Source organism: Halomonas sp. BL6, from assembly GCF_006228115.1.
GTDB classification, from domain to species: Bacteria; Pseudomonadota; Gammaproteobacteria; order Pseudomonadales; family Halomonadaceae; genus Vreelandella; species Vreelandella piezotolerans.
The window spans coordinates 457,342-481,848 of sequence record NZ_VDGL01000003.1 but is presented as its reverse complement, the minus strand read 5'-3'; the positions used below and the strand labels follow the sequence as shown (position 1 = coordinate 481,848).

The 24,507-nt window shown below is 59.4% G+C and carries 17 protein-coding genes and 1 riboswitch; of the genes, 6 read left to right on the top strand and 11 right to left on the bottom strand.

Features of this window, described 5'->3' with window-relative positions; genetic code table 11:
* Nucleotides 1-6: 6 nt before the first annotated feature.
* From FHJ80_RS08905 to FHJ80_RS08895, 3 genes are all read right to left on the bottom strand, one after another.
* On the bottom strand, nt 7-1,437 hold the full coding sequence (locus tag FHJ80_RS08905) for a diguanylate cyclase domain-containing protein (protein ID WP_139526659.1): 1,431 nt from the start codon (nt 1,435-1,437) through the stop codon (nt 7-9).
* A gap of 74 nt (nt 1,438-1,511) precedes the next feature.
* Nucleotides 1,512-2,891: a sodium:solute symporter gene (locus FHJ80_RS08900; protein WP_139526657.1), complete on the bottom strand. Its 1,380-nt coding sequence runs from the start codon at nt 2,889-2,891 to the stop codon at nt 1,512-1,514.
* Nucleotides 2,881-2,984, bottom strand: a riboswitch (TPP riboswitch). Its footprint overlaps the gene before it by 11 nt.
* 65 nt (nt 2,985-3,049) lie before the next feature.
* Nucleotides 3,050-3,640, bottom strand: coding sequence for a peroxidase-related enzyme (locus tag FHJ80_RS08895; RefSeq protein WP_044629233.1), 591 nt, complete (start codon nt 3,638-3,640; stop codon nt 3,050-3,052).
* Nucleotides 3,641-3,820: 180 nt separating this feature from the next.
* On the opposite strand from FHJ80_RS08895, the gene FHJ80_RS08890 reads away from it, so the two are divergent.
* Nucleotides 3,821-4,510 (top strand): hypothetical protein, encoded by a 690-nt coding sequence (locus tag FHJ80_RS08890; protein ID WP_139526655.1) that lies wholly within the window; start codon nt 3,821-3,823, stop codon nt 4,508-4,510.
* Between the two features lie 43 nt (nt 4,511-4,553).
* On the opposite strand, the gene FHJ80_RS08885 is transcribed toward FHJ80_RS08890, so the two are convergent.
* Nucleotides 4,554-6,050 (bottom strand): CoA-acylating methylmalonate-semialdehyde dehydrogenase, encoded by a 1,497-nt coding sequence (locus FHJ80_RS08885; RefSeq protein WP_139526653.1) that lies wholly within the window; start codon nt 6,048-6,050, stop codon nt 4,554-4,556.
* A gap of 222 nt (nt 6,051-6,272) precedes the next feature.
* Between FHJ80_RS08885 and FHJ80_RS08880 the strand changes: the two genes are divergently transcribed.
* Nucleotides 6,273-7,334, top strand: a complete 1,062-nt coding sequence (locus FHJ80_RS08880; protein ID WP_139526651.1) for a putative zinc-binding metallopeptidase — start codon at nt 6,273-6,275, stop codon at nt 7,332-7,334.
* On the opposite strand, the gene FHJ80_RS08875 is transcribed toward FHJ80_RS08880, so the two are convergent.
* Both FHJ80_RS08875 and FHJ80_RS08870 read right to left on the bottom strand, forming a co-directional pair.
* Entirely contained in the window at nt 7,335-8,333 is a 999-nt protein-coding gene (locus FHJ80_RS08875) for an alpha-E domain-containing protein (RefSeq protein ID WP_139526649.1), read from the bottom strand. It abuts the gene before it with no gap.
* A 4-nt stretch (nt 8,334-8,337) separates the two neighbouring features.
* Nucleotides 8,338-9,822: a circularly permuted type 2 ATP-grasp protein gene (locus tag FHJ80_RS08870; RefSeq protein WP_139526647.1), complete on the bottom strand. Its 1,485-nt coding sequence runs from the start codon at nt 9,820-9,822 to the stop codon at nt 8,338-8,340.
* A gap of 433 nt (nt 9,823-10,255) precedes the next feature.
* Between FHJ80_RS08870 and FHJ80_RS08865 the strand changes: the two genes are divergently transcribed.
* The 3 genes from FHJ80_RS08865 (at nt 10,256) to FHJ80_RS08855 (ending at nt 16,965) form a co-directional block, all read left to right on the top strand.
* Entirely contained in the window at nt 10,256-13,606 is a 3,351-nt protein-coding gene (locus FHJ80_RS08865) for a DUF2126 domain-containing protein (RefSeq protein ID WP_139526645.1), read from the top strand.
* Between the two features lie 75 nt (nt 13,607-13,681).
* Nucleotides 13,682-16,090 (top strand): circularly permuted type 2 ATP-grasp protein, encoded by a 2,409-nt coding sequence (locus tag FHJ80_RS08860; RefSeq protein WP_139526643.1) that lies wholly within the window; start codon nt 13,682-13,684, stop codon nt 16,088-16,090.
* Nucleotides 16,087-16,965, top strand: a complete 879-nt coding sequence (locus FHJ80_RS08855; RefSeq protein ID WP_139526641.1) for a transglutaminase family protein — start codon at nt 16,087-16,089, stop codon at nt 16,963-16,965. The genes FHJ80_RS08860 and FHJ80_RS08855 overlap by 4 nt, the downstream gene beginning before the upstream one ends.
* 18 nt (nt 16,966-16,983) lie before the next feature.
* Here the strand turns inward: FHJ80_RS08855 and FHJ80_RS08850 are convergent, their stop codons facing one another.
* From FHJ80_RS08850 to FHJ80_RS08835, 4 genes are all read right to left on the bottom strand, one after another.
* On the bottom strand, nt 16,984-18,249 hold the full coding sequence (locus FHJ80_RS08850; RefSeq protein WP_044629242.1) for a TRAP transporter large permease: 1,266 nt from the start codon (nt 18,247-18,249) through the stop codon (nt 16,984-16,986).
* Complete coding sequence (locus FHJ80_RS08845) at nt 18,246-18,782, bottom strand: TRAP transporter small permease (RefSeq protein WP_044629243.1); 537 nt, start codon at nt 18,780-18,782, stop codon at nt 18,246-18,248. The genes FHJ80_RS08850 and FHJ80_RS08845 overlap by 4 nt, the downstream gene beginning before the upstream one ends.
* Nucleotides 18,783-18,806: 24 nt before the next feature.
* The gene (locus FHJ80_RS08840) at nt 18,807-19,793 is read right to left on the bottom strand and encodes a TRAP transporter substrate-binding protein (RefSeq protein ID WP_044629244.1); all 987 of its coding nucleotides are present in this window, start codon (nt 19,791-19,793) and stop codon (nt 18,807-18,809) included.
* 148 nt (nt 19,794-19,941) lie between these two features.
* The gene (locus FHJ80_RS08835) at nt 19,942-20,649 is read right to left on the bottom strand and encodes a DUF3581 family protein (protein WP_044629245.1); all 708 of its coding nucleotides are present in this window, start codon (nt 20,647-20,649) and stop codon (nt 19,942-19,944) included.
* Between the two features lie 107 nt (nt 20,650-20,756).
* Here FHJ80_RS08835 and FHJ80_RS08830 point away from each other — a divergent pair, with 107 nt between their 5' ends.
* Nucleotides 20,757-23,705, top strand: a complete 2,949-nt coding sequence (locus tag FHJ80_RS08830; RefSeq protein ID WP_139526639.1) for a hypothetical protein — start codon at nt 20,757-20,759, stop codon at nt 23,703-23,705.
* Here FHJ80_RS08830 and FHJ80_RS08825 read toward each other — a convergent pair.
* Nucleotides 23,702-24,415: a trimeric intracellular cation channel family protein gene (locus tag FHJ80_RS08825; RefSeq protein WP_139526925.1), complete on the bottom strand. Its 714-nt coding sequence runs from the start codon at nt 24,413-24,415 to the stop codon at nt 23,702-23,704. The two genes, FHJ80_RS08830 and FHJ80_RS08825, sit on opposite strands and share 4 nt — an antisense overlap.
* Between the last annotated feature and the right edge of the window lie 92 nt (nt 24,416-24,507).

Here is a 24,507-nt window from a genome sequence, read left to right as displayed (position 1 = left end):
GGTTCGTTAATAGGGGGCAGACGTATCCGCCGGACGTGCCAGCGCGATACGCGCTTTGCCTGCGCGTTTGGCGTTGTACATGGCCTCATCGGCGCGCTTCAATAACTCCTGAGGTGTCTCCGCCGCGTCGTGGACGAACAGCGCCACACCAATGCTGGTACTTACTTGCAGGGTCACGCCACCTGCGCTGAGCGGCTCCTCGATCACCTCGATCAGCTTATGGGCCAGCGGCTCCGGTGCGTCACTGGTCACCCCCTCGAGCAGCACGACGAACTCATCTCCCGCCCATCGGGCAACGAAATCCGTCTCGCGGACGGTTCGCTGGAGACGGCTCGCGATGTCGCGCAGCAGCTCGTCCCCCATGGCATGGCCGTGCTGATCGTTAATGCGTTTGAACCCATCGAGGTCTAGAAACAGCACGGCCAGCGGTGCGAGCGTACGGCGTACCCGTGCCATTGCCTCCGGCAAACGCTCATCTAGGGCGCGGCGGTTGGGCAAACGGGTGAGCACGTCTTCTCGGGCCTGCTGGTCGCGTAGGCGCTCTAGCTGCTGGCGTTCGGTAATGTCGTGAATGAACAAGCTGCGGCGTGGGCGGCCATTCACCTCGAAACGCTTCAGTCGCACCTCGACCGGCAAGCGAACGCCATCGCGCCGTAGGGCTTCTCCGGTCACCGGCATGGCGACATCGTCACTGGTGATTCCGTCGGGAAACATGAGCGATGTAATCGGCCGAGTGAGGGCTTCTTTGCGACGCCAGCCGAACATGTTCTCGGCTGCATGGTTCCAATCCAGCACGCGCCCCTGCTCATCGACGCTTAAATAGGCATCATATGCCGACTCGATCACCAGATTGAGTTCGCGGGTTCGCTGCTCGATACGCTGCTCGAGGCTTTGATGCAGCGCCGTGAGCGCCTGCTGAGTGGCGGCACGAATCTTCTGCTCGTTGATGAGCCGTTCGCGCAGGTGGATTTCGCCAATCACGATATCGGCCAAATCTTGCATCGCAGCCTTTTCTTGGTCACTTAAGCTGCGTGGCTGGCTGTCCATGGCGCATAGCGATCCGAGGACCAGCCCTTGTGAACTACGCAGCGGTATCCCGGCATAAAAACGGATGCCGCCAGGTGTCATCACGTAGGGATTGGTCACGAAGCGTGCGTCTTGCTGAGCGTCTTCGACCACTAGCGGCTCATCTTCGAGTACCGTGTAAGCACAAAACGCGACGTCCCTAGGTGTTTCCGATACCGCCATGCCCACTTGAGACTTGAACCACTGACGATCGGTGTCGATCAGACTGATGGTAGATTTAGGAACGCCGAGCAGCACGGTGACCAATCGCGTGATCCGATCGAAAACGGGCTCGTTTGGCGTATCCAGGAGGGCCAGTTCGTTAAGCGCAGCCAAACGGGCAGTTTCGTTGGGGGGTAACAGGTGGCTCATGGCGATCACACCTAAATGGTCATCAAACCCTTAACAGCATAACGCGAAACGAAATGTCCTGCTTAACGCCTTGATTAACGGACTTCGACACGTTGACGGCTCACCAGAGCCAACGCCACGCTGACCGTTGTTGAGAGTAGCAGCGCCCCTACGAACGGGCCTAACGTCGGTACGCTGCCGGGGAACGTGGCGGCCATTACCCCTGCGCTGACGCTGCCCTGATCGATCCAGCCAGGCAGCACGGCCCCTACGAGCCCCGCCAATCCGCCGCTTATTGCTGCCATCGGTGTCATACGCTGCCACAAGCCCAGCAGCACCGGTACCACGATCGCTGCACACAGCAGATCGGCAATCAAAAATAGCCGCAGCACGGAGAGCCCTTGCAAGGCAATCACGATCACAGGCAGCATGATCGCCACGGTGAGCCAGCGCGCCTTGTTGAGGGCCTCGGGCCGGTGACCATTGGCCCACAGCGACGCAATGCCGTTTTGTAAGGTGTCGACGCTCGAGGTGACCAGCGTGACGGCCAGTACCAATGAAGGCAGCGTGATCCATACCGGGGCATCACTAAGCAGCGCAAAAAACGGCATGGGCGGCTCGCCGAGACTGACCCCGCTCATCGCTGCCATAATACCTACGCCACCGATCACCATGACGACCAGTACGGTCAAGCCGCCACCCAACCAGGCACCGTGCCCCAGGCTCGCGTCGTCTTGGGCCGCCCATACCCGCTGCCAATAGCCTTGGTGAAACAAGTTGGCCGCCGTCACGGCGATCACCAGCGTCAACGCCACGCTGAGCGAGCTGCCGATGGGGAGCGACGGGAGTTGTGCGTCATTCGGCATACTGGGCAGTCGCCAGAGCGTCACGCTGGCGACGGCGAGCAGCAGCGCCAAAAGCAGCCACGCTTGCCAGCGGTCGGTGGCCAAGCTTGCCCGTAGCCCGCCCATGACGGTGTACACCAGCGTGGTGAGCGCCACCCCGATGATCACCACGGCGGGAGGCACGTCGGAGAGCAGCGCGGTAATCGCCCCGATGGCGGTGAGTTCAGCAGCCAGGAAGCAGCCCATGTAAGCCACGGAAACGAGCGCCACGAAATGGCGTACCCCCTTGCCATAGCAGGCGTCGGCAAACTCGGCAATGCTGCGTCCCTCGGGCAGTGCTTGGCGTATCTTAGGCCCGTAGAGACCCAAAACGATGAACGGCAGCGCCGAGCCAAGGGCATAGCCCAGTAGCGCCACGGGCCCTACGAATGCGCCGATTTCAGGGGGTGCAAAGAGTATCCAAGCCCCCATACCGGACGCCAAAAAGGAGAGCCCCAGGGTGGCCGACGTTTGCGAATTACGGGCGGTGACATAGTCATCCAGCGAGCCGCCACTGAAACGTGCCCGAAGACCCAGAAAAGCAAAGCAGCATAACGCTGCGCCTAACACGAAAGACGTTAGGTAAGGCATGTCGCGCTTCCTCCGCCGGTACGAACCGGATCAGGTTCCAGGGTCTGCGTTGCGCGCATTCTCAGCCCCATTGGGGCTCCCCTGGCGACAGTGAGTGGAGGCAGTATCCTCAAGCAAAGTGGTGCGTTAGTAAAGCCTTGCCCATGGGGCCGGGCTGCTTATTCCACTTTCTTGGGGACACGCCCCATCAGGTAAAACTCGGCGTTGGGCGGTGTTCCAGCTAGTGTCACCAAGCGGTTGGACATGCCAAAAAACGCGGCAATGGCACCGATGTCCCAGCAATCATCCAGCGTGAACCCCACTGCCTCTAAACGCGCCTGCCATTCGTCTGAAAACTCGCCCAGATCGATGGCACTGTGCAGTGCAAAGTCGAGCATCAACCGATGACGCTCGCTCAATCCCGCCACACGATGGTTGATGGCGATATTATCCGCCAGTAACGGATCTTTACTGTAGATACGCACCAGCGCGCCATGGGCGACGACACAGTACAAGCAGCGATTGCGGGCACTGGTCGCAACGACAATCATCTCTTTCTCTGCTTTGGTCAGCGTCTCCGATGGTCGCTCCATCAACGCATCGTGATACGCAAAAAAAGCGCGAAACTCGTCGGGTCGGTGAGCCAACATCAAAAATACGTTGGGCACGAAGCCCGCTTTCTCCTGCACGGCCAACATGGCTTCCCGAATATCATTGGGAACATTATCCAGAGTGTCAGGAAGTTTGAACCGACTGATCGATGCAGCCATAAAGGCTCCTTTTTTATTTTGAAGTAGAGTCCCACTACCAACTCACTTTTATCCGTAACAAATTGCTAACTAAAGACTCTTTTCATATGGCTTTACGCTCGCCATACTTTTAGTGATCTAATGTCATAAAAGCCGTACGCTATTCGGCTAGCCAAGCGGCGTACTTACAGGGAAACCACCATGTCATACTCCGAAGCAAAAGAGCACACGCCAGGGCGTTTGCATGAACTGTTCGCAGACCCGTACCGTGCGTTCGAGAACGATACGGATGAGCGTCAGTTGCATATCCGTGTCATGCTTCACACCCTGCTGGCCCAGCCTATGCAGCGCGGCCTGGTCACGCTTCGTGTGATTCACGGCTGGGAGAACGGTGGTTTCGAACCTGCCGACCTACAGCATGCCGATTTTACGCTGCACAACCTGCAAGATTTCGAGGCGGCGGCCACCTCCTTTCACGCGGCGGCGGAACGAAATGCCCCCCTACCCGCAGATCAAACCGCTATTCTCGCGGCTCCCCTGGCCGATGCCATTGCCGATGCCGAAGCAGAAGGCAACGCGCTCACCGACGATATTCGTGCCACACCGGCTCGCTGGCCCGCGTTCGAGGGTGGGCTTGCCCTCTACACTCTGTTCAAAATGTACCATCGCCTCGTATATGGCGAGGACGATACCTACCGTTGCTCACAATGTGAGACCCCCCACGGCCTTCGTGAAATTCATGAATTTCACCTCGAAGAGGGAGAATTCGCGCTGCTGGCGCCCGTTCGCGATGAGCAGGAGGCGCCCTACCTGCTCGTACTACACGAGAGCCAGCTTGGTCCCATAGGGCAACTACTCTCGGAGAGCTTACCGCTGTTTCAGGACGTGTGAAGGTCGCCTCCTCTACCGAGGAGGCGCAGCGTGTTGCCGCTCGCTATAGCGAGATCGTGCTATTGATACCGCTAGAGACGTTTTCGGGCTCGAACCAGCGGGCAGTGACCGTTTTAGTCTGCGTCCAGAACGCAATCGCCTGTTTACCGTTAGGCCCTAGGTCGCCCAGCTTCGACGCCCGAGAACCGGTAAAGCTAAAGTAGGCGACCGGCACCGGAATGGGCACGTTGATGCCAATTTGGCCGACGTCGATGTCGGTCTCGAAGCGTCGCGCGACCCAGCCCGAGTTCGTAAAGATCGAGGTGCCGTTGCCATTCGGATTGGCGTTAATGAAAGCGATGGCGTCGTCCAGCGTTTCGACGTTGACGACACACAGCACCGGCCCAAAAATTTCCTCACGATAGATCGTCATCTCTGCCGTCACATCGGAAAACAGAGTCGGCCCGACGAAATTACCGTCTGGGTAGCCGTCGACCGTGTAGCCGCGCCCATCGACCAGCAGCGTAGCACCCTCCTTCTCACCTGCCGTAATCAAACGCTCGACCCGCCCCTTGGCTTGCGGAGAGACCAGTGGCCCCAGATCGGCCTCGCGCTGGGTGCCGGGTCCCACGGTCATACCGCGCGCGCCGGCTTCGATGTCTTTGATCCACTCGCGCGCTTCCCCCACCAGCACGACCACCGAGTTCGCCATGCAGCGCTGACCGGCGGCACCAAAGGCAGAGCCCAGCAGGCTATCGATGGCTTGACTACGGTTGGCATCCGGCATGACAACACAGTGGTTTTTTGCACCCATCATGGCCTGCATACGTTTGCCAGCAGCGGCCGCACGGTTATAAAGCAGCGACCCCACATGGGTCGAACCGATGAACGACAGCGCCTTGATATCTTGATGGTCGGCAATTTGATTGGCAACGTCAGGCCCACCGTGCACGACGTTCAATACCCCAGCCGGAATACCCGCTTCATGTGCCAGTTCCACGAGCCGCATGGTAGAACTCGGGTCTTGCTCGGAAGGCTTCAAGACGAAGGTGTTTCCGGTGGCAATCGCCAACGGGAACATGAAACAGGGCAGCATGATCGGAAAATTGAAGGCGGTAATGCCCGCCCCCACACCCAGCGGCTGATGCATGGTATAGACGTCCACCTCGTTGGCCGCATTCTCCGCCAGCTCGCCAAGCTGTAGGGAGGTAATCGAACAGGCGTGCTCTACCACTTCTAGCCCGCGCCCCACTTCACCCTCGGCATCCGGCAGGGTTTTACCGTGCTCTTCGGTGATCAAGGCGGCAAGTTCCGCTGTATTCTCGCGAATCAACGCCTGCAGTTTGAGCATGATGCGCATGCGCTTGCCGAGCGGCACTTTGCGCCACTCTTTGAACGCTGTTTTGGCGCTGGCGATGGCGCGCTCGACTTCTTCGGACGTACAGAACGGTACTCGCGCCACCACGTCCTGGGTGGCAGGATTCACCACATCGCGCCACTCTTGGCTTTGCGACATGACCGGCTGGCCATCGATGTACATCGGAATTTCACGAACGGACATGATGCGTTTCCTCGGCTTGTGTTTGTTATGGGATCGAATAGGGAACCCTTAGGGTATATCAGCAAGTTGACGTAAACGTCAATTAGCAACTGGACAAAGACAATATGCCCTCCGCTCGACGATTTGGCTTTCCCTCTCGGTGAGGGCATCGCTATGCTGAGACAATGACGTATCACTACTCACCCTCGTGAGATGCGCGGTGGTGATCACAAGGAGGTATCCATGCAGACGTTTAGCTGCCGCTGTGGCAATCCACTGTTTTTCGAGAATACCCACTGCTTGGCCTGTGAGTCGGAGGTTGGCTGGTGCCCCGCGTGTCGTAACATCGTGGCGCTGGAACCGTTGGATAGCGGCGGCTACCGCTGTACCCATGAAGACTGCGGCACGGCATTAATGAAGTGCCACAACTATGCCGTCGAAAACGTCTGCAACCGGATGGTGGTGATGGCCGACGGGCACGCCGATACGCTGTGCGACTGCTGCCGCTACAACGAGGTGATTCCCGACCTAGAGGTCGAGGGCAACCGGGAACGCTGGGCAGCGCTGGAGAGCGCCAAACGGCGGCTTTTCTATACGTTGGATTTGCTCAAGCTTCCCCACGGGATCGAGGGCGAGGACATCCGCGTCCCACTGAGCTTTTCGTTCATGGCCGATGCGCTGCCCGACCAAGGGCTGTGGCGCTCCACGGCAAACCAAGAAAAGGTGTATACCGGCCATGCCAATGGCCATATCACCATCAACGTCAAAGAGGCCGATGACGTCGAGCGTGAGCGGCTGCGTGTCGACATGAATGAATCCCACCGTACGTTGATCGGCCATTTTCGTCACGAAATCGGCCACTACTACTGGGACCTACTGATCAAAGACCAAGACGAAGCCGCCAGCATTCGCGTGTTCGGCGACCACAACCATCCCACCTATGGCGACGCCCTAGAGCAGTACTATCAGCAAGGCGCTCCAGCAGACTGGCCCACACGGTTCATCTCCGCCTACGCCGCCATGCATCCGTGGGAGGATTTCGCAGAGACGTTTGCCTTTTATCTGGACATGGTGGCCGTGCTGGATACCGCACTGCACATGGGCCTCTCTCGGGCCGAGTACGATGGCTCATTGGAGAGCATGCTACAAGCGTTTCACCAGGTGGGCTTGACGGTGAATGAACTCAATCGTGACATGGGCCTACTGGATCTAGCCCCAGGGGTTCTTGCCCCCGCGGTGCATGAAAAGCTGGCGTATCTACACGATCTCATTCAACGCGCGAACGCCAGCCCTAAAGCGGCCTAATCAGTCGTTGTCATGGTCGCCCACGTGGCTCTGGGTTTGGCGCTGAGTGACTCGAGGAACGCCGTCGCCGTTCACGAAATACGTAGCGCTGAGCGTATCGTGAATGGCGGCAAAACCAATTTGTAGCTCGTCCACGAAAGCGTGCAGTTTGCTCGGCGAGTGGGCCAATGCCTGAATGTCCGCATCGACCACATCGGCGCGTACCAGTGACACCGTGGCTGCCACACGATCTTGACGAGGCAGTAACTGCAGCTCGTGCCCCAATGTTTCCAGGCTACAGGCAATGGAGCGCGGCAGGTGCGGATCTTGAAGCAGAAAACGCAATACGTCCGGCCCACGCACGCGCAGCCTGACCTGCTGACGATACATCTGATACGCCGTCAGGGATTTCAGCACGCTCATCCACTGTAGATTTTCGAACGGCAGCAATTCTTCAGGATTTTGCGGCAGCAAGCTCGCCGAACGCACGTCGACGATCCGTGTGGTCATGTCCGCCCGCTCCAACTGACGGCCCAGCTTGATGAACGTACGCGCCGGGCCGTGGCTCAAGGTGCCTTCGATGAGCCCTGTTAGCGTTTGGCAGCCTCGAATGACGTTTTTCAAAAATGCATCCCGACGCCGAGGGCTCACGCCGTTCTCCGCGTGATCCGCCACGCTGAGATAGAGCTGGTTGACCTCTTCCCAAATCTCTCGGGGCACCACGTCCCGCGTGGTGCGCAGGTTTTCTCTGGCGCTAGCGAGCGCCGAGAGAATCGAGCTGCCGTTTTCGGCATCGGCGCACAAAAAGTGCATCACACTTCGCTCATCGAAACTGGTATGCCGAGCGTTGAAGGCATCCAGCGTCCCGGTCATTTCGATCAGCGGCGCCCAGCCCAGCGGTAAATGGCGTGGCAAATCCAGCATCAGGTGCGTATTGACGCTCAATAACCGTGCGGTGTCTTCGGCACGCTCGATGTAGCGAGCCATCCAATAGAGGTTTTCAGCAACGCGTGACAGCATGGCGCTAGGCTCCTTTCTGCTCAGCGGCACCCGCCGCGTTCTCGTCGGTTTCGACGATCCAGGTGTCTTTACTCCCGCCCCCTTGGGACGAATTGACCACCAGCGACCCTTCGACCAGCGCCACGCGGGTCAACCCACCAGTGGTTACATGGGTTTCCGGTCCCGAGAGGATGAACGGGCGAAGGTCGACATGGCGGGGCTGAGGCAAACCGTTGGCCAGCGTTGGCGTAGTGGAAAGTGCCAGTGTCGGTTGGGCCATATAGTTACGCGGATTTTCATTGATCAAGCGCGCAAACTCGTCCCGCGTTTCTTTGGTGGAGCGCGGTCCGATCAGCATGCCGTAACCACCGGATTCGTTGGCGGGTTTTACCACCAGCTCGTCCAAATGATCGAGCACGTACTGGCGGTCCTCGTCGAACATACAGAGATAACTCGGCACGTTCGGCAGCAGTGGCTCTTGATCCAGGTAGTAACGAATCAGCTCAGGGACGAAGGCGTAAACGACTTTGTCGTCGGCGACGCCCGCCCCGGGCGCGTTGGCCAGCGCGACGTTGCCCGCCCGCCAAGCGCGCATCAATCCCGGCACGCCCAGCATGGAGTGCGGATTGAACGCCTCGGGGTCGAGAAACTCATCGTCTACGCGGCGGTAGATCACATCGACACGGCGCAAGCCCTCTACCGTGCGCATGTAGACCACATCGTCGTCATCGACCAGCATATCGCTGCCCTGCACCAGCTCGACCCCCATTTGCTGCGCTAGGTAGGCGTGTTCGAAATAGGCAGAGTTATAGATGCCAGGCGTCAGCACCACTACCTGCGGGTCGTCGCCCGGACGGGGCGACATGGCCGCCAGCATGTCGTACAGCTGCGCGACATAGTCGTCCACTGGCAAGATCTTGCCCGAGGCGAAAAGCTCCGGTAACACGCGCTTGGTGACGTTGCGGTTTTCCAGCATGTACGAAACGCCCGACGGGATACGCAAGTTGTCTTCCAACACGTAAAGCATGCCATCGCCGCCGCGCACCAAGTCAGATCCGCAAATATGGGCCCACACGCCGTGGGGCGGATTGATGCCCACACACTGAGGTCGAAAATTGGCCGACTGAGCCAATACTTCGGCGGGCAACACTTTATCTTTGACGACTTTTTGCTCGTGATAGAGATCATCGATGAACAAGTTCAGCGCTTGTACGCGCTGCTTTAAACCCGCCTCGGTTTTTCGCCACTCATTGGCCGGAATGATGCGGGGAACGATATCGAAAGGCCAGGCGCGATCGATCATCGCCCCTTCTGAATAAACGGTAAACGTGATGCCCATCGTTCGAATGGCAATTTCTGCCGCAGTTTTACGTTCAGCTAGCTCTTCCGCACTAAATCGCGCCAACATGTGACATAACTCGTCCGCAGAAGCACGAGGCTTGCCTGGCGCCGCCAACAGCTCGTCGTAAAAGTCACGGCACGCATAGTTATTCCAATCTACTTGGCTCATGGGCGCTCTCCTGGCGCTAGGGTGGAAGCGGCAACTTCCTTAATTCAGTAGTGTAGGCCTGCCGCGTGCAATGTACGTAGCAACTGGACCATATAAACACGCAAAACTCGCGCCATATTCCCCGCTATTTCAACGCTCAATTGGCGCTTAGCGTTTACTCTTCTCTTTGTATGGCTTGGTTGGCACAACTTTTATACATGAAAGAAATTAACATTCATTTTTTAGTACTTAATCGTTATTAGAGCACCAAAATAGTGCATACCAGTTATCGATTATGGTGCGATGACAATTTTCCACACTCTTTAAACGCCATTACTCATATTGCAGCTGCAAAATAGTTCAACTCCAACGATACTTCTGGGTACTTATTTTCTTCACCGACGCGCTATGCGGAATACGCACGGTGACTTTTAGCTTTCTTTGAGGGTGGCTCATGACCATTCGCGTTGCCTTGCATCACCGCACGACCTATCGCTTCGACCGCCCCGTCAAGCTCTCGCCCCATGTGATTCGTCTGCGTCCGGCCCCCCACTGCCGTACCCATATCGACGCCTATTCACTGAATATTTCAGGCGACGACCATTTCTTGAATTGGCAGCAGGATCCGTTCGGTAACTTCAATGCCCGCGTGGTGTTCCCCGAGCCACGTAAAGAGCTCACCATTGCCGTCGAACTCGTGGCCCCCATGACGGTGATCAACCCGTTCGATTTCTTTTTGGATGACGTCGCCCAAAAGATTCCGTTCACCTATCCCGACGAACTCAGCAAAGAGCTTGGCCCCTACCTAGAGGTAACCGAAGCGGGACCGCGACTTCTGGACTGGTTGAAAGACGTCTCTCTCGAACCGACCACCAGCGTCGATTTCCTCGTCGCCCTCAATCAGCGCCTGCAAAAGGACATCAGTTATTTGGTGCGTATGGAGCCTGGGGTACAAAGCTGTGAAGAGACGCTGACCCTGGCGAGCGGCTCCTGCCGCGACAGCGCTTGGCTGTTGGTACAAATACTGCGTCATCTAGGCTTGGCGGCACGCTTCGTGTCGGGTTATTTGATTCAACTGACACCGGATGTGAAAGCGCTGGATGGTCCTAGCGGCACCGACGTGGACTTTACCGACCTCCACGCCTGGACCGAAGTCTTCCTGCCCGGCGCTGGCTGGGTAGGACTGGACCCCACCTCTGGCCTGTTTGCAGGCGAAGGTCATATTCCACTCGCCGCTACGCCTACGACCGGCAGCGCCGCCGCCATCACTGGCTTTTCCGATAAGTGCGAGGTGGAGTTCGACGTCGAGATGCGCGTCGAGCGCATTCATGAAGACCCGCGCGTCACCAAACCCTATAGCGAGCAGCAGTGGCAACGCATTCTGACGCTGGGCGACGAGGTTGACCAAGCGCTCAACCAGCAAGACGTTCGACTGACCATGGGCGGCGAACCGACGTTCGTTTCCATCGACGACATGGAGAGCCCTCAGTGGAACACCGAAGCCTTGGGGGAGCACAAACGTGAGCGCGCCGAAGCGCTGTTGTCGCGCCTGCAGGCCGCCTACGCCCCTGGCAGCGTGATTCAGCAGCAGCAGGGCAAGTGGTATCCTGGCGAGCCGCTGCCCCGCTGGGCGCTGGCCTGCTACTGGCGTAAAGATGGGGTGCCGCTATGGCGCGACCCAAGCTGGCTGGCCTGCATGGAAGGTGCCCCCGACGTGGTGGCCGACGACACCATGGCTCAGCGCTTTACTCAAGCGCTGAGCGAACGTCTGGGCGTGGCTCAGCGCTGCTGGATTCCTGCCTATGAGGATGCTTACTACTATTTGTGGAAAGAGCAAACGCTGCCGGTCAACGTAGACCCACGCAAAGCCGATTTGAAAGATGACGCCGAGCGCCGACGCCTTGCCCGCCTGCTGGAGCAGGATCTGAGCTCGGTCGTTGGCTATGCGCTGCCACTGCGCCACTCGATTGCCCAGTCACACCGTTGGGAGAGCGGACGCTGGCCGCTGAAACGCGACCACCTCTTCCTGGTACCCGGGGACTCGCCCATGGGGTTACGCCTGCCGCTCTCTGCCCTGCCCTGGGCCGACCCGGAAGACCAGCCCCAACCGCAGTCGCTGTTTGCTCCTCGCCCGGCGCTGGGCGACATTCACGGAGAGGTGGCGCGTCGTAACGCCGAACAGCACCGCTTCACCAGTGCTGAGCGCCTGGGCCAAAGCACCCATCCAAGCCATAGCCACCCGGAAGGCGAATCGGTACAGCAGCAACCTAGCGCCGAGGAGGATCGGGAGCACAAGATCATCCACACGAGTCTGTGCGTCGAACCCCGTGAAGGCAGGCTGCATATTTTTTTGCCGCCGCTGACTCAGCTCGAGCACTACCTCGACCTGCTCAGCAGTATCGAAGCGTGCGCCCGCGAACTTGCCTGCCCGGTCATGATCGAAGGCTACGCGCCGCCGCGCGATCCGCGGCTGGAAAGTTTCCAGATCACTCCCGACCCAGGCGTCATCGAAGTCAACATCATGCCTGCCGCCAGTTGGCAAACTCTGGTGGCACAAACCGAGCGTCTCTACGATGAAGCACGCCAAGCGCGGTTAGGTACCGAAAAGTTCATGCTGGACGGTCGTCATACCGGTACCGGCGGCGGCAACCACGTCACTTTGGGCGGGATCACGCCGGACGATTCGCCGTTCTTGCGTCGCCCCGACCTGTTGGCCAGTCTGGTCACCTACTGGCAGCATCATCCCAGCCTGTCGTATCTTTTCTCGGGACTGTTCATTGGCCCTACCAGCCAGGCACCACGCGTCGATGAAGCGCGCCACGAAGCGCTCTACGAGCTGGAAATCGCTCTGCAGCAAATGCCCGAAGGCGAAGTAGTGCAACCCTGGCTGGTCGACCGCCTGCTGCGTCACTTGCTGACCGACTTGACCGGCAATACACACCGTGCCGAGTTCTGTATCGATAAACTCTACTCGCCGGACAGCGACAGCGGACGCCTGGGTCTATTGGAGCTGCGCGGCTTCGAAATGCCTCCCCACGCGCGAATGGGCTTGATGCAGATGCTGCTGATTCGCGCGCTGGTCGCCCGCTGTTGGAAAACGCCCTACCGTGGCAAGCCGGTGCGCTGGGGAAGCGCGCTACAAGACCGCTGGATGCTGCCCCACTACTTGTGGGAAGACCTGAACGACGTGCTCAGCGACCTGCGTCATCACGGATTCGACTTCGAGCTAGACTGGTTTGCGCCGTTCTTGGAGTTCCGATTCCCGGTGCACGGCCGTTTGCATACACCGATGCTCTCGATCGAGCTTCGCCAAGCCATCGAGCCCTGGCACGTCCTCGGCGAAGAAGCGACTGCAGGCGGCACCGCGCGCTACGTCGACTCCTCGGTAGAGCGCTTGGAAGTTAAAGTCAGCGGCATGAGCGGTGATCGTTACGTCGTCACCTGTAACGGCCGCCCCGTGCCACTTACCGCCACCGGGCGTAATGGCGAAGCCGTGGCCGGCGTTCGTTATCGCGCCTGGCAGCCACCCTCGGCGCTGCACCCGCAAATCCCCATTCACGCTCCACTAGTGTTCGATGTCATCGACACCTGGAACCAACGTTCAGTAGCCGGCTGCACTTACTATGTGGTACACCCCACAGGACGTAGCTTCGAGACCTTCCCTGTCAATGCGTTCGAAGCCGAAGCCCGCCGTTTGGGACGCTTTAGCGACAGTGGCCACCGCCATGGCTTTCAGGCCCCCGTACCGGAAAGGGCGAGCCAGGAGCTGCCTTGCACGCTCGATTTGCGCTGGAGCCCACGCTGATGAATGAAGAGTGCTTCCTTATCTGCGCTAGCTACAGGATAATCCGCCCCCTACTCGCTTAGGACAATCAGGATCATGACCGCCCCTGTCTCTCCCTCACTGCTCGGGCTCGGCGCTGCCGGGCTGGTTGAGGACTACACGAATCAGCTAGGCAAGGGACAGCCCGGCACGTTTGATGCGATGCTCGACCGGCAGGGGCAGTTGCGCCCCGGCTGGCAGAGCCTGCTCTGTGCCTTGGAAGCACTCGGCGCGGATGGCCGCTATCAGCAGCATGAAGAGATTCAGCGCCTGCTGGCAGAGAACGGCGTGATCTTTAACATGCACGAAGACACTCAGGGCCGCTCTTGGCGGCTCGATCCGCTTCCCTGGGTGATCGATCAGGTGCAGTGGCAAGCACTAGAGGTCGGCTTGACCCAGCGCACGCGCCTGTTCAATGCGCTCTACGACGATATTTATGGCCCGCGCACACTGTTCGATGCAGGGCTTCTTCCTACGCAGGCCATTCTCGCTTCGCCCCACTTTTTACTGCCCTGCCATGGCTCGCAACCCAGCGACCGTCCATCGATCAGCTTTCACGGTATCGATGTCATTCAAGATATCGATGGGCGTTGGCGGGTGATGGGCGATCGCCTACAGGCGCCGTCTGGCACTGGCTTCGCGCTGGAGAACCGCATACTCATGGCCCGCGCGCTGCCGGAAATGTATCGAAACGCCCCACTCAAGCGGCTGGCGGGCTTTTTGGACAAATATCACCGTACGTTGACCGCGCTGGCCTACCAGCACCGTGACAATCCCACGATCGTGCTGCTCACCCCCGGCCCAGGCAGCCCACGCTACTTCGAGCACGCCTATTTGGCGAACTATCTCAATATCGATCTCGCCGAAGGCCAGGACATGGTGGTACGCGATAGCCAGTTATGGCTACGTACCTTAGGAGGCCTGCAACCCGTGGATGTGGTGCTGCGCCACTGCGACGACGCTTACTGCGATCCGCTCGAACTACGCGGCGACTCTCAACTCGGCGTGCCTGGATTGCTACAAGCCACTCGCGCCAGCGGCGTGGCCATGTCGAATGCACTCGGCGTTGGCGTGTTGGAAATGGCCGAGCTGGCCGACTATCTCCCTGCCTTATGCCAGCATCTACTCGGTGAGGAATTGCTGCTGCCTAGTGCCGATGCCAGTACCCAACCAGCATCGGCCCCAGTGTTCGATGCCAACATGCAGCGGTTATCCCCCGCAACGCTGAACTTACGCTGCTTCGTTACACGAATGCCTGGCAGCATCGCGACCCAACGTCCGCAGCCTAGTGACTATCATGTCATGCCCGGCGGCCTGGCGTGGGTTGGCTCCCCGGGCTCACCATCGTTAAGCAGCCCGATCGTCAAAGATGTCTGGGTCACCGCGAATACGCCCCAACCCCATGTCAGCCAGCTACGCCAAGCGCGTGGCCCGGTGGTCGCCACCCGCGATGGCACCGACTTGCCCAGTCGGGTGGCCGAAAGTCTATTTTGGCTGGGACGCTACGGCGAACGGTTGGATGCCCGCGCCCGCTTGCTGCGCGAAGCGCTGCTGCGTTTAATGGAGTACGACCAGGACGAGATCGCGGATCAACTGCTAGATGAGCTGCTGCTAGCCCTCGATATCACCACGCTCGACCATGAAGGGAAGAGCACCAAGCCGCCCCTAGTGGGCTTTGCGCAAAAGCGCACGGCGCTGCTGACCCAGTTCGATGAGCGCGACGCTCAAGCCCTGCAGCCACTGTTCGCCCAAATGCTGCGTAACGCTCGCAGCGTGCGCGAACATCTGGGAGATGACTCCTGGCGAGTGGTACACCAACTGCGACAGCGGGTAGACACGTTCAACCCGAGCCTGGGTGCCAGCGCGGCGCGGCGTGCCTGCGAAGGGCTGTCGGCGCAAATTGCCGCCTTTTTTGGCTTGTGCAACGAAACCATGCCCCACCATTACGGCTGGCGTTTCATGGACATTGGCCGCTTCCTGGATCGCGTGTTAGGCCTGCTGTCGCTGCTCAAACTCACTCTCAACGCTCCCCACTCACCGGGGCTGGCGCTATGGGAGGTGGTGCTCGCCACCACCGATAACTTTACGGCCTACCGGCGACGCTACCGAAGCGAGCTGCACCCCGAAGCGATTCTTGACCTGCTGCTCTTCGACGAAACCAACCCGCGCTCGGTGGGCTACATGCTCAAACGTCTGGAACGGCAGATGGATCGGCTGCCCGGCAGCTCATCGCCCTACCGAAATGCCGAGCGACGTTTGCTCATTCAAGCCAACGCCGCTCTGCATCTCGCCGACATCGACCGAATTAGCCACTTGGCCGATACTCCAGATGCGCAGGCCGCGCTGGAGCAACTGTTGGACGAGCTGATTGCGCCGCTCAATGCGCTCTCTGATGCCATTAGCCACAGCCACTTCAGCCACGTGGAACGGCCGCGCCAACTTGTCAGCATGGAGCCCGACGAATGAACTACACCTTGCGGCACACCACACGCTACCACTACAGCGCACCGGTGACGCTCTGTCATAGCGAGGCCCGGGTACTGCCACGTAAAACCCAGCACCAGCAGTGTGGTGCCTCGGAACTGACGATCAGCCCAATGCCTCAGGTGCAGGCCGAGCGCCGCGATGTGTTTGGCAATCGAGTGCTCTACTTCGCACTGGAAGACGTGCACCAAACGCTGGATGTGACCGTCGTGACGCCGCTCAACACTCAGCCGCTCGGGCCATTGCCGAGCAGCTCTCCGGCGTGGGAGCGTGTAGCCGAGCAGTTGCGCAACGACAGCCGCTTCGATATGCAGCTCTACCGGCTCGACTCGCCGTTCATTCGTCGTAACGATGAGCTGGCGGCCTTTGCGCGCAGCTGTTTCACTCCCGGCCGACCGCTGGTCGATGCCGCGCTAGCGCTCAATCAGTCGATTTACGACACCTTCGAGTACGACCCCAGCTTTACCACGTTGGCCACACCATTGAGTGAGGTGCTGGCTAACCGACGGGGGGTCTGCCAAGATTTTGCCCACCTCGCCATTGGCGCACTGCGCTCGGTGGGCTTGGCGGCACGCTATGTAAGCGGCTACTTGGAGACTCAGCCGCCACCTGGCCAACCACGACTCATTGGCGCCGATGCCTCCCACGCGTGGCTAGCCGCGTGGATTCCGGACTGGGGGTGGCTAGCGCTGGATCCAACCAACGGTACGGTAGCCGGTGAACAGCACCCAGTGCTGGCTTGGGGGCGAGATTATGCGGACGTGGCACCACTCAAAGGCGTGATGAATGGCGGCGGCGACCACCAGCTCGAGGTGGAGGTAGACGTAATGCCCCTCACGGGCAACAGCGCGGCCTAAACCGCGCGTGCGAGACGATCACCGTTGAATCAATCCGTTAGTCAACCATGGCAACCACGCCAGCAGGACCAGCGTGACCAGGGTGGCCAGTAAAAAGGGCAGCAACGCTCGGAAGATTTTTAGCGGCGGTGCGCTGGTCATGGAAGAGGCAATGAACAGCCCAGCTCCCACAGGGGGCGTCAGCAAGCCCATTACCAAGGTTAAGCAGACCACCACGCCAAACTGATAAGGGCTAATCGCAAACTGGCTCTGGGCGATAGGCATCAAAATGGGCACTACCAAAATCAGCGCGGCAATCCCATCGATCACCATTCCCACTAGCAGTAGCGCCCCAATCACCAACAGCAAAAAAAGAAACGGACTACTGGTCAACGCAGCAATCCATTCAGCGGCCATTTGCGGCAGTTGCTCGTAGATCACTACCCAGCCAAACACACCCGCTGCGGCAATCAGCATGATGACAAGACCGGCATTGATCGCCGTGCGTGTGAGTACCATGGGAAGCTGCGTCAAACGCAGATCACCATACACGAAGCGCCCCATCAGCAGGGCCGCCAGCGAGGCCAGTGCCGCCGATTCCGTGGGCGTGGCGATACCCAACAAAATGCCGCCGATGATAATCACGGGAATCAGCAGTGCGGGCAACCCCCATAACGCATCATGCAGCGCTTGTTGACGGCTCGGCCACTGCCCTTTCGGGTACTGCTGCACCAGCCCCACCAAAGCGATGACCACAAAAAAACTTGCGCCCAACAAAAGCCCTGGTAACAGCCCTGCGATAAACATTTCTGCAATGGGCACCTGAGCCATGACCCCAAACAGCACGAACAGCATGGAGGGCGGGATGATCGGCGATAGTAGGCCCCCTGCGGCGGTGATCGCCGCGCTGTAGGGGGTATCGTAACCTTCCTGCTCCATTGCAGGCACCATGGCGCGAGACATGATGGCGATTTGTGACGCCGCCGAACCAATGATCGCCGCCATCATCATGTTGGCCACCAAGTTGATATAGGCCAAGCCGCCGCGAAAGCCTCCCACCAAAATGCGCGCCAGAGCAATCAATCGCTTGGTCAACCCGCCCTCGTTCATCAACTCCCCGGCCAGCATGAACAACGGAATCGCCAACAGCCCATAGCTTTCGATGGCGCTAAACAGCTGCTGCGGGTAGGAGTCGAATAGCACCGTATTGCCGGAGGCTTGGATATACCACATCGCCGTGAGCGCCAGTACCAACGCAATGGGCACGGCGCCCAGAAGTAGCAGCAGAAACACCACGACCGTCATACACGTCCCCTCATGGCCGTTAGCGATTGCACTAGATTCGACACGCCGTGCAGGCTCAGCGAGATTGCAAACCAAGGCACGATCAGCCATGCCCAAAATTTTTTAATGCCCAGGGTGGAGGTATTTTCCGCATAGATGAAATTGAACGTCTGGCCCTGGAACGCCCGTATATCGAAGCCGGTTTGAGCCAGCGTCAGCGGCTGATACCACCGCCAGCAGAGCCACACCAGCATCAGGGCAAACAGCAATACCATCATATCTACCGCGACGATGACCCACTTTCTTCCTGCAGACGGCAGCAGGTCGCTCACGAGTGTCACCGCGATGCCGTGGCGACGTTTCAGCACCGCCCCAGCAATCAAGAAGGTCATCCAGATCATGGCGTAGATCGCCAGTTCACTAACCCAGTAAAGTGGGCTACCCAGCGCGCGAAAGGCGATATTCGTGAGGATCAAACACGTCACCGCCGCTGCCAAGGCAGCGGCGGTGATCTCTTCACAACGGGCAAGCCCGTTGGACAGGCGTTGCAGCATGATGATTATTAGCCTTTATTGACACTACTCGTCGCGCAAGCGATCCGCTTCCGCACGCAGGGTTTCCAGCATGGGCGCTTTGGGTGCCCAGATACGCTCCCACTCGGCAATCGCCTCAGAGAAAAACTCAGCGTCGGCTTCGACGATATTGATGTCCAACCCGCGAATCTCCTCTTCCTGAGCGGCGTCCATCTCTTCGAACCCCGTCAGCACGTTCTCCAGATGTTCGGCCATGGCGGTATCGATCAGCTCGCGATCCTCTTCAGAGAGCTCGCGCCAAACGCGCCCAGACACCACCCCCACCATGGGGAACATCATATGATTGGAGATCAGCAGGTTGTTCGCCTGCTCGTAGAATTTCAGAATCAAAATCGAGTCGAAGTCCATATCGATGGCGTCGACTTGGCCATTGGCCAGCGCATCGTAAACTTCCAGTAGCGGCATGGGGGCCGGTGCTGCACCGGTAGCCGTATAGAAATCGCGAATGGGCTCGAAGGGCGTGATACGTAGCCGCTGGCCTTGCAGATCGTCAGCGCTTTCGATAGGACTGCGGCTCAACACTTGGCGCATGCCAACCATGCCGTAACCCACACCGACCAAGCCAACACCTTCCGGCATCAGATCCAGCAACTCTCCGGCGGCATCGGAACGCAGCAGACGCGCGGCATGGTTCACGTCATCCACCAAATAAGGGGCGTAGAGCGCGCCAAAATCAGGAATGCGGTTGGAGATTTCAGCAATGGTCAGAAACGCCATGTCCAGCGCGCCGGTTTGCAGTTGCTGCACCATCTGCGCTTCGTTGCCTAGCTGCTGAGCTGGAAACACGCTAACGCTATGCTCACCGCCTGAGCGCTCGCTCAGCGTTTGGGCAAACGCTTCGGCTTCGGTAGACCACAAGTGCTGGGCGGGCGTAATCAGCCCTAGACGAAAATCACGTGCCTGGGCGCTGATAGAGGTAACGGCCAGGGTCACTGCGGCACAGGCAAGCGTCAGCGTTTTCATTCGGTTCATGCAAAGCCTCATTGTCCAGCCAAAGTGCCGGTCGGCGCTTTGGGTATTTTTTTAATTAGTCGGCTTTGAGAATACCTGAGCGGTAGCGTTAATGGCACCCGCCATTGCGCTAACGCAGCGTCGCAATGACGGGTAGGCATCCACTGCCCTAGGCGGCTTCGTAGGCCGCTTTCAAGCGGTAAAACTCGTCGACGATGGCCGCCATTTCGGTAGCATCGTAGTCGCACAGACCGCTCACCACGAGCTTCTTTGAGCCCACACCGACCGCTTCACCAGCCGATTCGATGGAAAACTCCAGCAGCGCGTCGGCACGCTTTCCCTGTACGTCCAACGAGGATTGTGTAAGCGCCAAATGAGGCGAAAAGCCATCCAAGCGATCCAGGCAGAACCCCATGCTGTCGTAGATCACTAACGGACGCTTGGGATTGAACATCACCCCATGCTGCTCCATGAGCGGCTTGAGATAGTGGGGAAAATTCTTACCCGAGAAGGCGACGTAGCAGCGGGCAAAGCCTTCGACCACCGCCTCATCACGCGTCATATCGCCGCTGCGGACGACCTGTAAATAGCATTTACCGCTGTCGTCACAAACGTGAATATCCCCGTCAACGGTTTCACTAAACTTGATCGGTGTGTCGGCACCCACCATATTGGTGAAGCGAAATTCCATTTGTCGCGACAGCCCAAACTTCACCAGCACCAGCGTAAACAGCAGGTCGCCGGGCACGCAGAAACGCCGCGCATCCGGGTTGTGAATCGGGTTGTAGTCGCCAGCCACGCTTTTAGCGAAGCGGCTGGCCTGCTCCGCGGAGATCACCACATACTCTCCGCGCTGCGCGTAAAAATCCTTGAACATGGCTTTGCTGCCTGCCTAGCGTTGAAATCGAAAACCCATAACTGCCCCACGTCGCGCATAATGCCATAAAACACGCGCCAACAGGAGTCATCTGCTAGGAAGCCCGTATGTCCCGTGACACGCCCGCTGCACCACGTCGTTTTCGCCCACTGATCGTCCTGCTGTTTGGCGCGCTAGCCCTCGTGCTGATCTGGCTAGTAGGCAGCCACTGGCTGCTTAACAGCCAATGGCTACCGCAACGACTCTCCACCATCGAAGGGGTCGAGGTACGCTGGACGAACGCCCAGAGCCTTCACCCTGGCCGTTGGGAAGTCGACAACCTCTACCTAGCCCGAGAAGACGAGGCGCTACCGATTACCGTCGAGGCCAGCCAAGCCACCCTGTCGCTATCGCTGCTTGCCCTGCTGCGCGGAGAGCTACATATTCAAGCACTGGAAGCGAACGGCATTCGCCGCTTTACCATCGGGGACATTGCCCTGGAAGCAGAGGGCCAGCTGAAGGTCGAGGATACCCAGTTCAGCCAAGAGACCCTCAGCGTGCCTTATGTAGGCTTGGATATTACCCAGGGCCGCCTCGTCCGCTTGAGCGATCAAACCACGCTGGTGCAGGACATTCAGCTACGCAGTACGGCGTCACTGGACTCACTGTCCACCCAGCAAAGTAACGATGCGCTGACGGAGGCGCTGCTCGACGCCCTCACCGCCCAGCTTGCCATCACGGCTCAAGCCGACGCTTGGGATGTGTTCATGCCTTACTTAGAGGCACTGCCCTGGCTAAGCTTGGCAGGCAGCGGCGTGTTGGAAGGCGAGCTTGCGCTCGCCGAGGGCCAACTGCAGCCGGACAGCGAACTGACGTTAGCAGCCCCCGAGCTGGCCCTCTCGATGGATGAGCAGCGCTTGAGAAGTACCGATAACACGCGCCGCTGGCTGGTAGCGGATGACACACCGCCGCCGCATACCGCCACGGGCCAGGGGCGCGTCAGACTCGCCGTGGAAGAGGGTCAACTGCGCTTCACGACCCAGTTGGAAAACGTCACGCTAGCCGATACGCATCCCTACGCGACGAATACCCAGCTCGCCCTCGCTACCCACATTCCCAATCAGCGCCTGGATCAGCTCGACTTGCCCACCCGTGCGTCATTTGAGCTATCGGGCGAAGTGACACGACTCGACATGCTCGACCGCTATCTCGCAACGGCTTTCGATGGCCAAGGGGTTCGGCTTTCCGGCCAGGGGAGCATCACCGCCAGCGCGACGCTCCAGGATGCACGCCCTTACGAAGCATCGCTAACCGTTCAAGCCCCCACGCTAGGCGCAGAGCTGCTCGAACTCACCGCGCAAGGCAGCGGTACCCTCGACGCGGCGCTCTCTACTAAGGAACAGATAACGGCAAAACTGGCCTTCACGGACGCCACGCTGCGCCATCAGGAGCGCACCTTGCTGGCAAACGCAGCGCTAACACTAGCGGCACAAAGCCCCCTCGACCCCGAGCAGGCCCAACAAAGTGCCACGGCGCAACTGAGCTGGGAAGACGCCACGCTGCCCAATATCCAAACGCTACAACCCTACCTTGCGTCGGTGTTGCCCAGCCCTTCTCCGCTTACGTTAAACAGTGGCACGGCCACCAGCCATGGGCAGCTAATCCTCACGACCGAGCAACTAAGCGGAGAGCTTCATCTAGCCGGCAACGCGCTGACCACCGGCTGGCAACGTAGCGGGCAGCGCGGCACCTTGGTGAGCAATACGCAGCTCACACTGGCGATTCGCCAAGCGGCGCTGGATGGCACGGAGATGGACATCAGCGGCTCGCGGCTGAGCTGGCAAGTCGCCGACCCGCAACATCCCAGCGAAGCGCTGGAGAGCACGCTGGTGCTGCGCAACGGCCGTTTCCAGCGCCGAAACGCTACGCCTAGCGGGCAGTTCACGCTGGAGGGCAGCGTGCAGCGGCTGGGATTTCTCAACACGTTTTTACCGGATGCCCACGGCGTAACGCTATCCGGCAACGGCCAGCTCTTTTTGCAGGGCGCGTTCATCGATGACGCGCTGCAAGCTCCGACGCGGCTGCGGATCAATGCTAACCAGTTAGAAGTGACGTTCCTCGACTATTTAGCCACCGGGCGCGGCGAGCTGACCGCCCAGCTCGACAGCCCCGAGCAGGCGCAGCTTTCGTTGGGGATTCCGCAGTTTGTCCTACGGCAGCAAGAGGACGACCGCGCGCATTTGGAAGGCCGCCATTTTGCGCTCACCACCCAAACCGACCGCTTTAGCGACGTGCTGGACTCACCCGCTCCCGAACACTTCACCACCCGCGTTGCGCTACCCATCACCGAGGTTCCGGACATTACCCGCTACAACCGCTACCTGCCAGAAGATGCGGGAGTCGAGCTTCTCTCCGGCAACGCCAGCCTGACAAGCGAATGGCTGCTGGAGGGGCTGCGTGCCCAAGGTGATATCACGCTGCGCGCTTTCGACACCGAGATGGCGCTACTGGAGCAGCGCCTGAGGGGCGACGTGACGCTGCATTTACAGCTTACCGAAGGCGATATCGAGACACGTCGGTTCACCGCCAACGACTCCTACCTGCGCTTGGAAAACGTCTTTCGTCGCAGCGACGATGGCACTCAGGATGCGGGCTGGTGGGTACAGCTCACCATGGAGGAGGCGCAACTGGAGTGGAGTGATCCGATTCAACTCACTAGCCAGCTACGTTTAGGGATGCGCGATACGGGGCTCTTGGCACGGCTCTTTCTCGCCCGCGCCCGGGAGAGCGACTGGCTGGGTAGGCTACTGAACGTGCATGACATCCATGGCAGTGCGGCACTGGCGATGAGCGGAGAGCAAATACGCCTGCATGATCTCACGCTCACAGGCGGGCCGCTGCGACTGCTCTCCGATGTGACCCTAGCCAACGGCCAAGCCAATGGCGCCCTCTATGCCCGGCTTGGTGCCGTGGGCCTTGGCGTGGAGCTGAACGACAGCGAACCGGCCCTGCGTGTACTCCAGCCCAAGCGCTGGTTTGACCGCTGGCGCGACGCCCAGCGTTTTCCCAGGCCTTAGCGGCGCGTGCGCTCCCGACGAATCATACGTACACGCTCTTTGGCCTTTTGCGGTGTCGACAGCGGCGCGTTGGCGTCTTGGTGTTTAGGCGGCAGCGTGACCCAGGCAAACACCGGCAAAGCCAAGTGCCAATGAATCGCCGCTAAGCGCAGCCCCAGTGTCACACTGAGCGAGGCGGCAATGGCGAATGTCAGTGGCGCATCGAGCGCCTGCAGCGCGACATAGACAATTCCACCCGCCATGGCGGCGGTGGCGTAAATCTCTTCGCGCAGCACCATCGGCACTCGTTGGGCCAGCACATCACGAATCATGCCGCCCGCCACGCCGGTCATCATGCCCATCAGTACCGCGACGACGCCAGAGGTGCCCAGCAGCAGCGCTTTGTGCGTGCCGATGACGGTAAACAAGGCCAGCCCAAAGGCATCCGCCACCGGTAAAAAGCCCCGAGAGAGCCGGTGAATATAGTGAAACCCCACCAGCGACACGCCCACCGTGGCCAAGATCACCCACAAGTAGGTAGGGTCGGTCACCCAGAACACCGGCCGCACACCCAGCACCAAATCTCGCAGCGTACCGCCCCCAATGCCCGTCACCGCCGCCAGCACCAGCATACCGAACGGGTCCATCCGTGAACGGCAGGCCAAAATCACGCCCGACAGGGCAAACACGATCACACCCGCCATATCCAACCCATAAATCACACCCGACACGCGGCTCTCCTTTTCATCGCCATCAGAGGCGAAGATTACCACTTCTTGCCAGCCCCACCCTGCCATATCTGCTCATTTTTTAATCAATCAAC

Excerpts from the sequence above, each read along its gene's own strand:
- FHJ80_RS08870 (WP_139526647.1), bottom strand. The coding sequence starts at position 9,822 with ATGAGCCAAGTAGATTGGAATAACTATGCGTGCCGTGACTTTTACGAC.
- FHJ80_RS08830 (WP_139526639.1), top strand. The coding sequence starts at position 20,757 with ATGTCCCGTGACACGCCCGCTGCACCACGTCGTTTTCGCCCACTGATC.
- FHJ80_RS08855 (WP_139526641.1), top strand. The coding sequence starts at position 16,087 with ATGAACTACACCTTGCGGCACACCACACGCTACCACTACAGCGCACCG.
- FHJ80_RS08895 (WP_044629233.1), bottom strand. The coding sequence starts at position 3,640 with ATGGCTGCATCGATCAGTCGGTTCAAACTTCCTGACACTCTGGATAAT.
- FHJ80_RS08905 (WP_139526659.1), bottom strand. The coding sequence starts at position 1,437 with ATGAGCCACCTGTTACCCCCCAACGAAACTGCCCGTTTGGCTGCGCTT.
- FHJ80_RS08890 (WP_139526655.1), top strand. The coding sequence starts at position 3,821 with ATGTCATACTCCGAAGCAAAAGAGCACACGCCAGGGCGTTTGCATGAA.
- FHJ80_RS08880 (WP_139526651.1), top strand. The coding sequence starts at position 6,273 with ATGCAGACGTTTAGCTGCCGCTGTGGCAATCCACTGTTTTTCGAGAAT.
- FHJ80_RS08840 (WP_044629244.1), bottom strand. The coding sequence starts at position 19,793 with ATGAACCGAATGAAAACGCTGACGCTTGCCTGTGCCGCAGTGACCCTG.
- FHJ80_RS08900 (WP_139526657.1), bottom strand. The coding sequence starts at position 2,891 with ATGCCTTACCTAACGTCTTTCGTGTTAGGCGCAGCGTTATGCTGCTTT.
- FHJ80_RS08865 (WP_139526645.1), top strand. The coding sequence starts at position 10,256 with ATGACCATTCGCGTTGCCTTGCATCACCGCACGACCTATCGCTTCGAC.
- FHJ80_RS08835 (WP_044629245.1), bottom strand. The coding sequence starts at position 20,649 with ATGTTCAAGGATTTTTACGCGCAGCGCGGAGAGTATGTGGTGATCTCC.
- FHJ80_RS08875 (WP_139526649.1), bottom strand. The coding sequence starts at position 8,333 with ATGCTGTCACGCGTTGCTGAAAACCTCTATTGGATGGCTCGCTACATC.
- FHJ80_RS08860 (WP_139526643.1), top strand. The coding sequence starts at position 13,682 with ATGACCGCCCCTGTCTCTCCCTCACTGCTCGGGCTCGGCGCTGCCGGG.
- FHJ80_RS08845 (WP_044629243.1), bottom strand. The coding sequence starts at position 18,782 with ATGCTGCAACGCCTGTCCAACGGGCTTGCCCGTTGTGAAGAGATCACC.
- FHJ80_RS08885 (WP_139526653.1), bottom strand. The coding sequence starts at position 6,050 with ATGTCCGTTCGTGAAATTCCGATGTACATCGATGGCCAGCCGGTCATG.
- FHJ80_RS08850 (WP_044629242.1), bottom strand. The coding sequence starts at position 18,249 with ATGACGGTCGTGGTGTTTCTGCTGCTACTTCTGGGCGCCGTGCCCATT.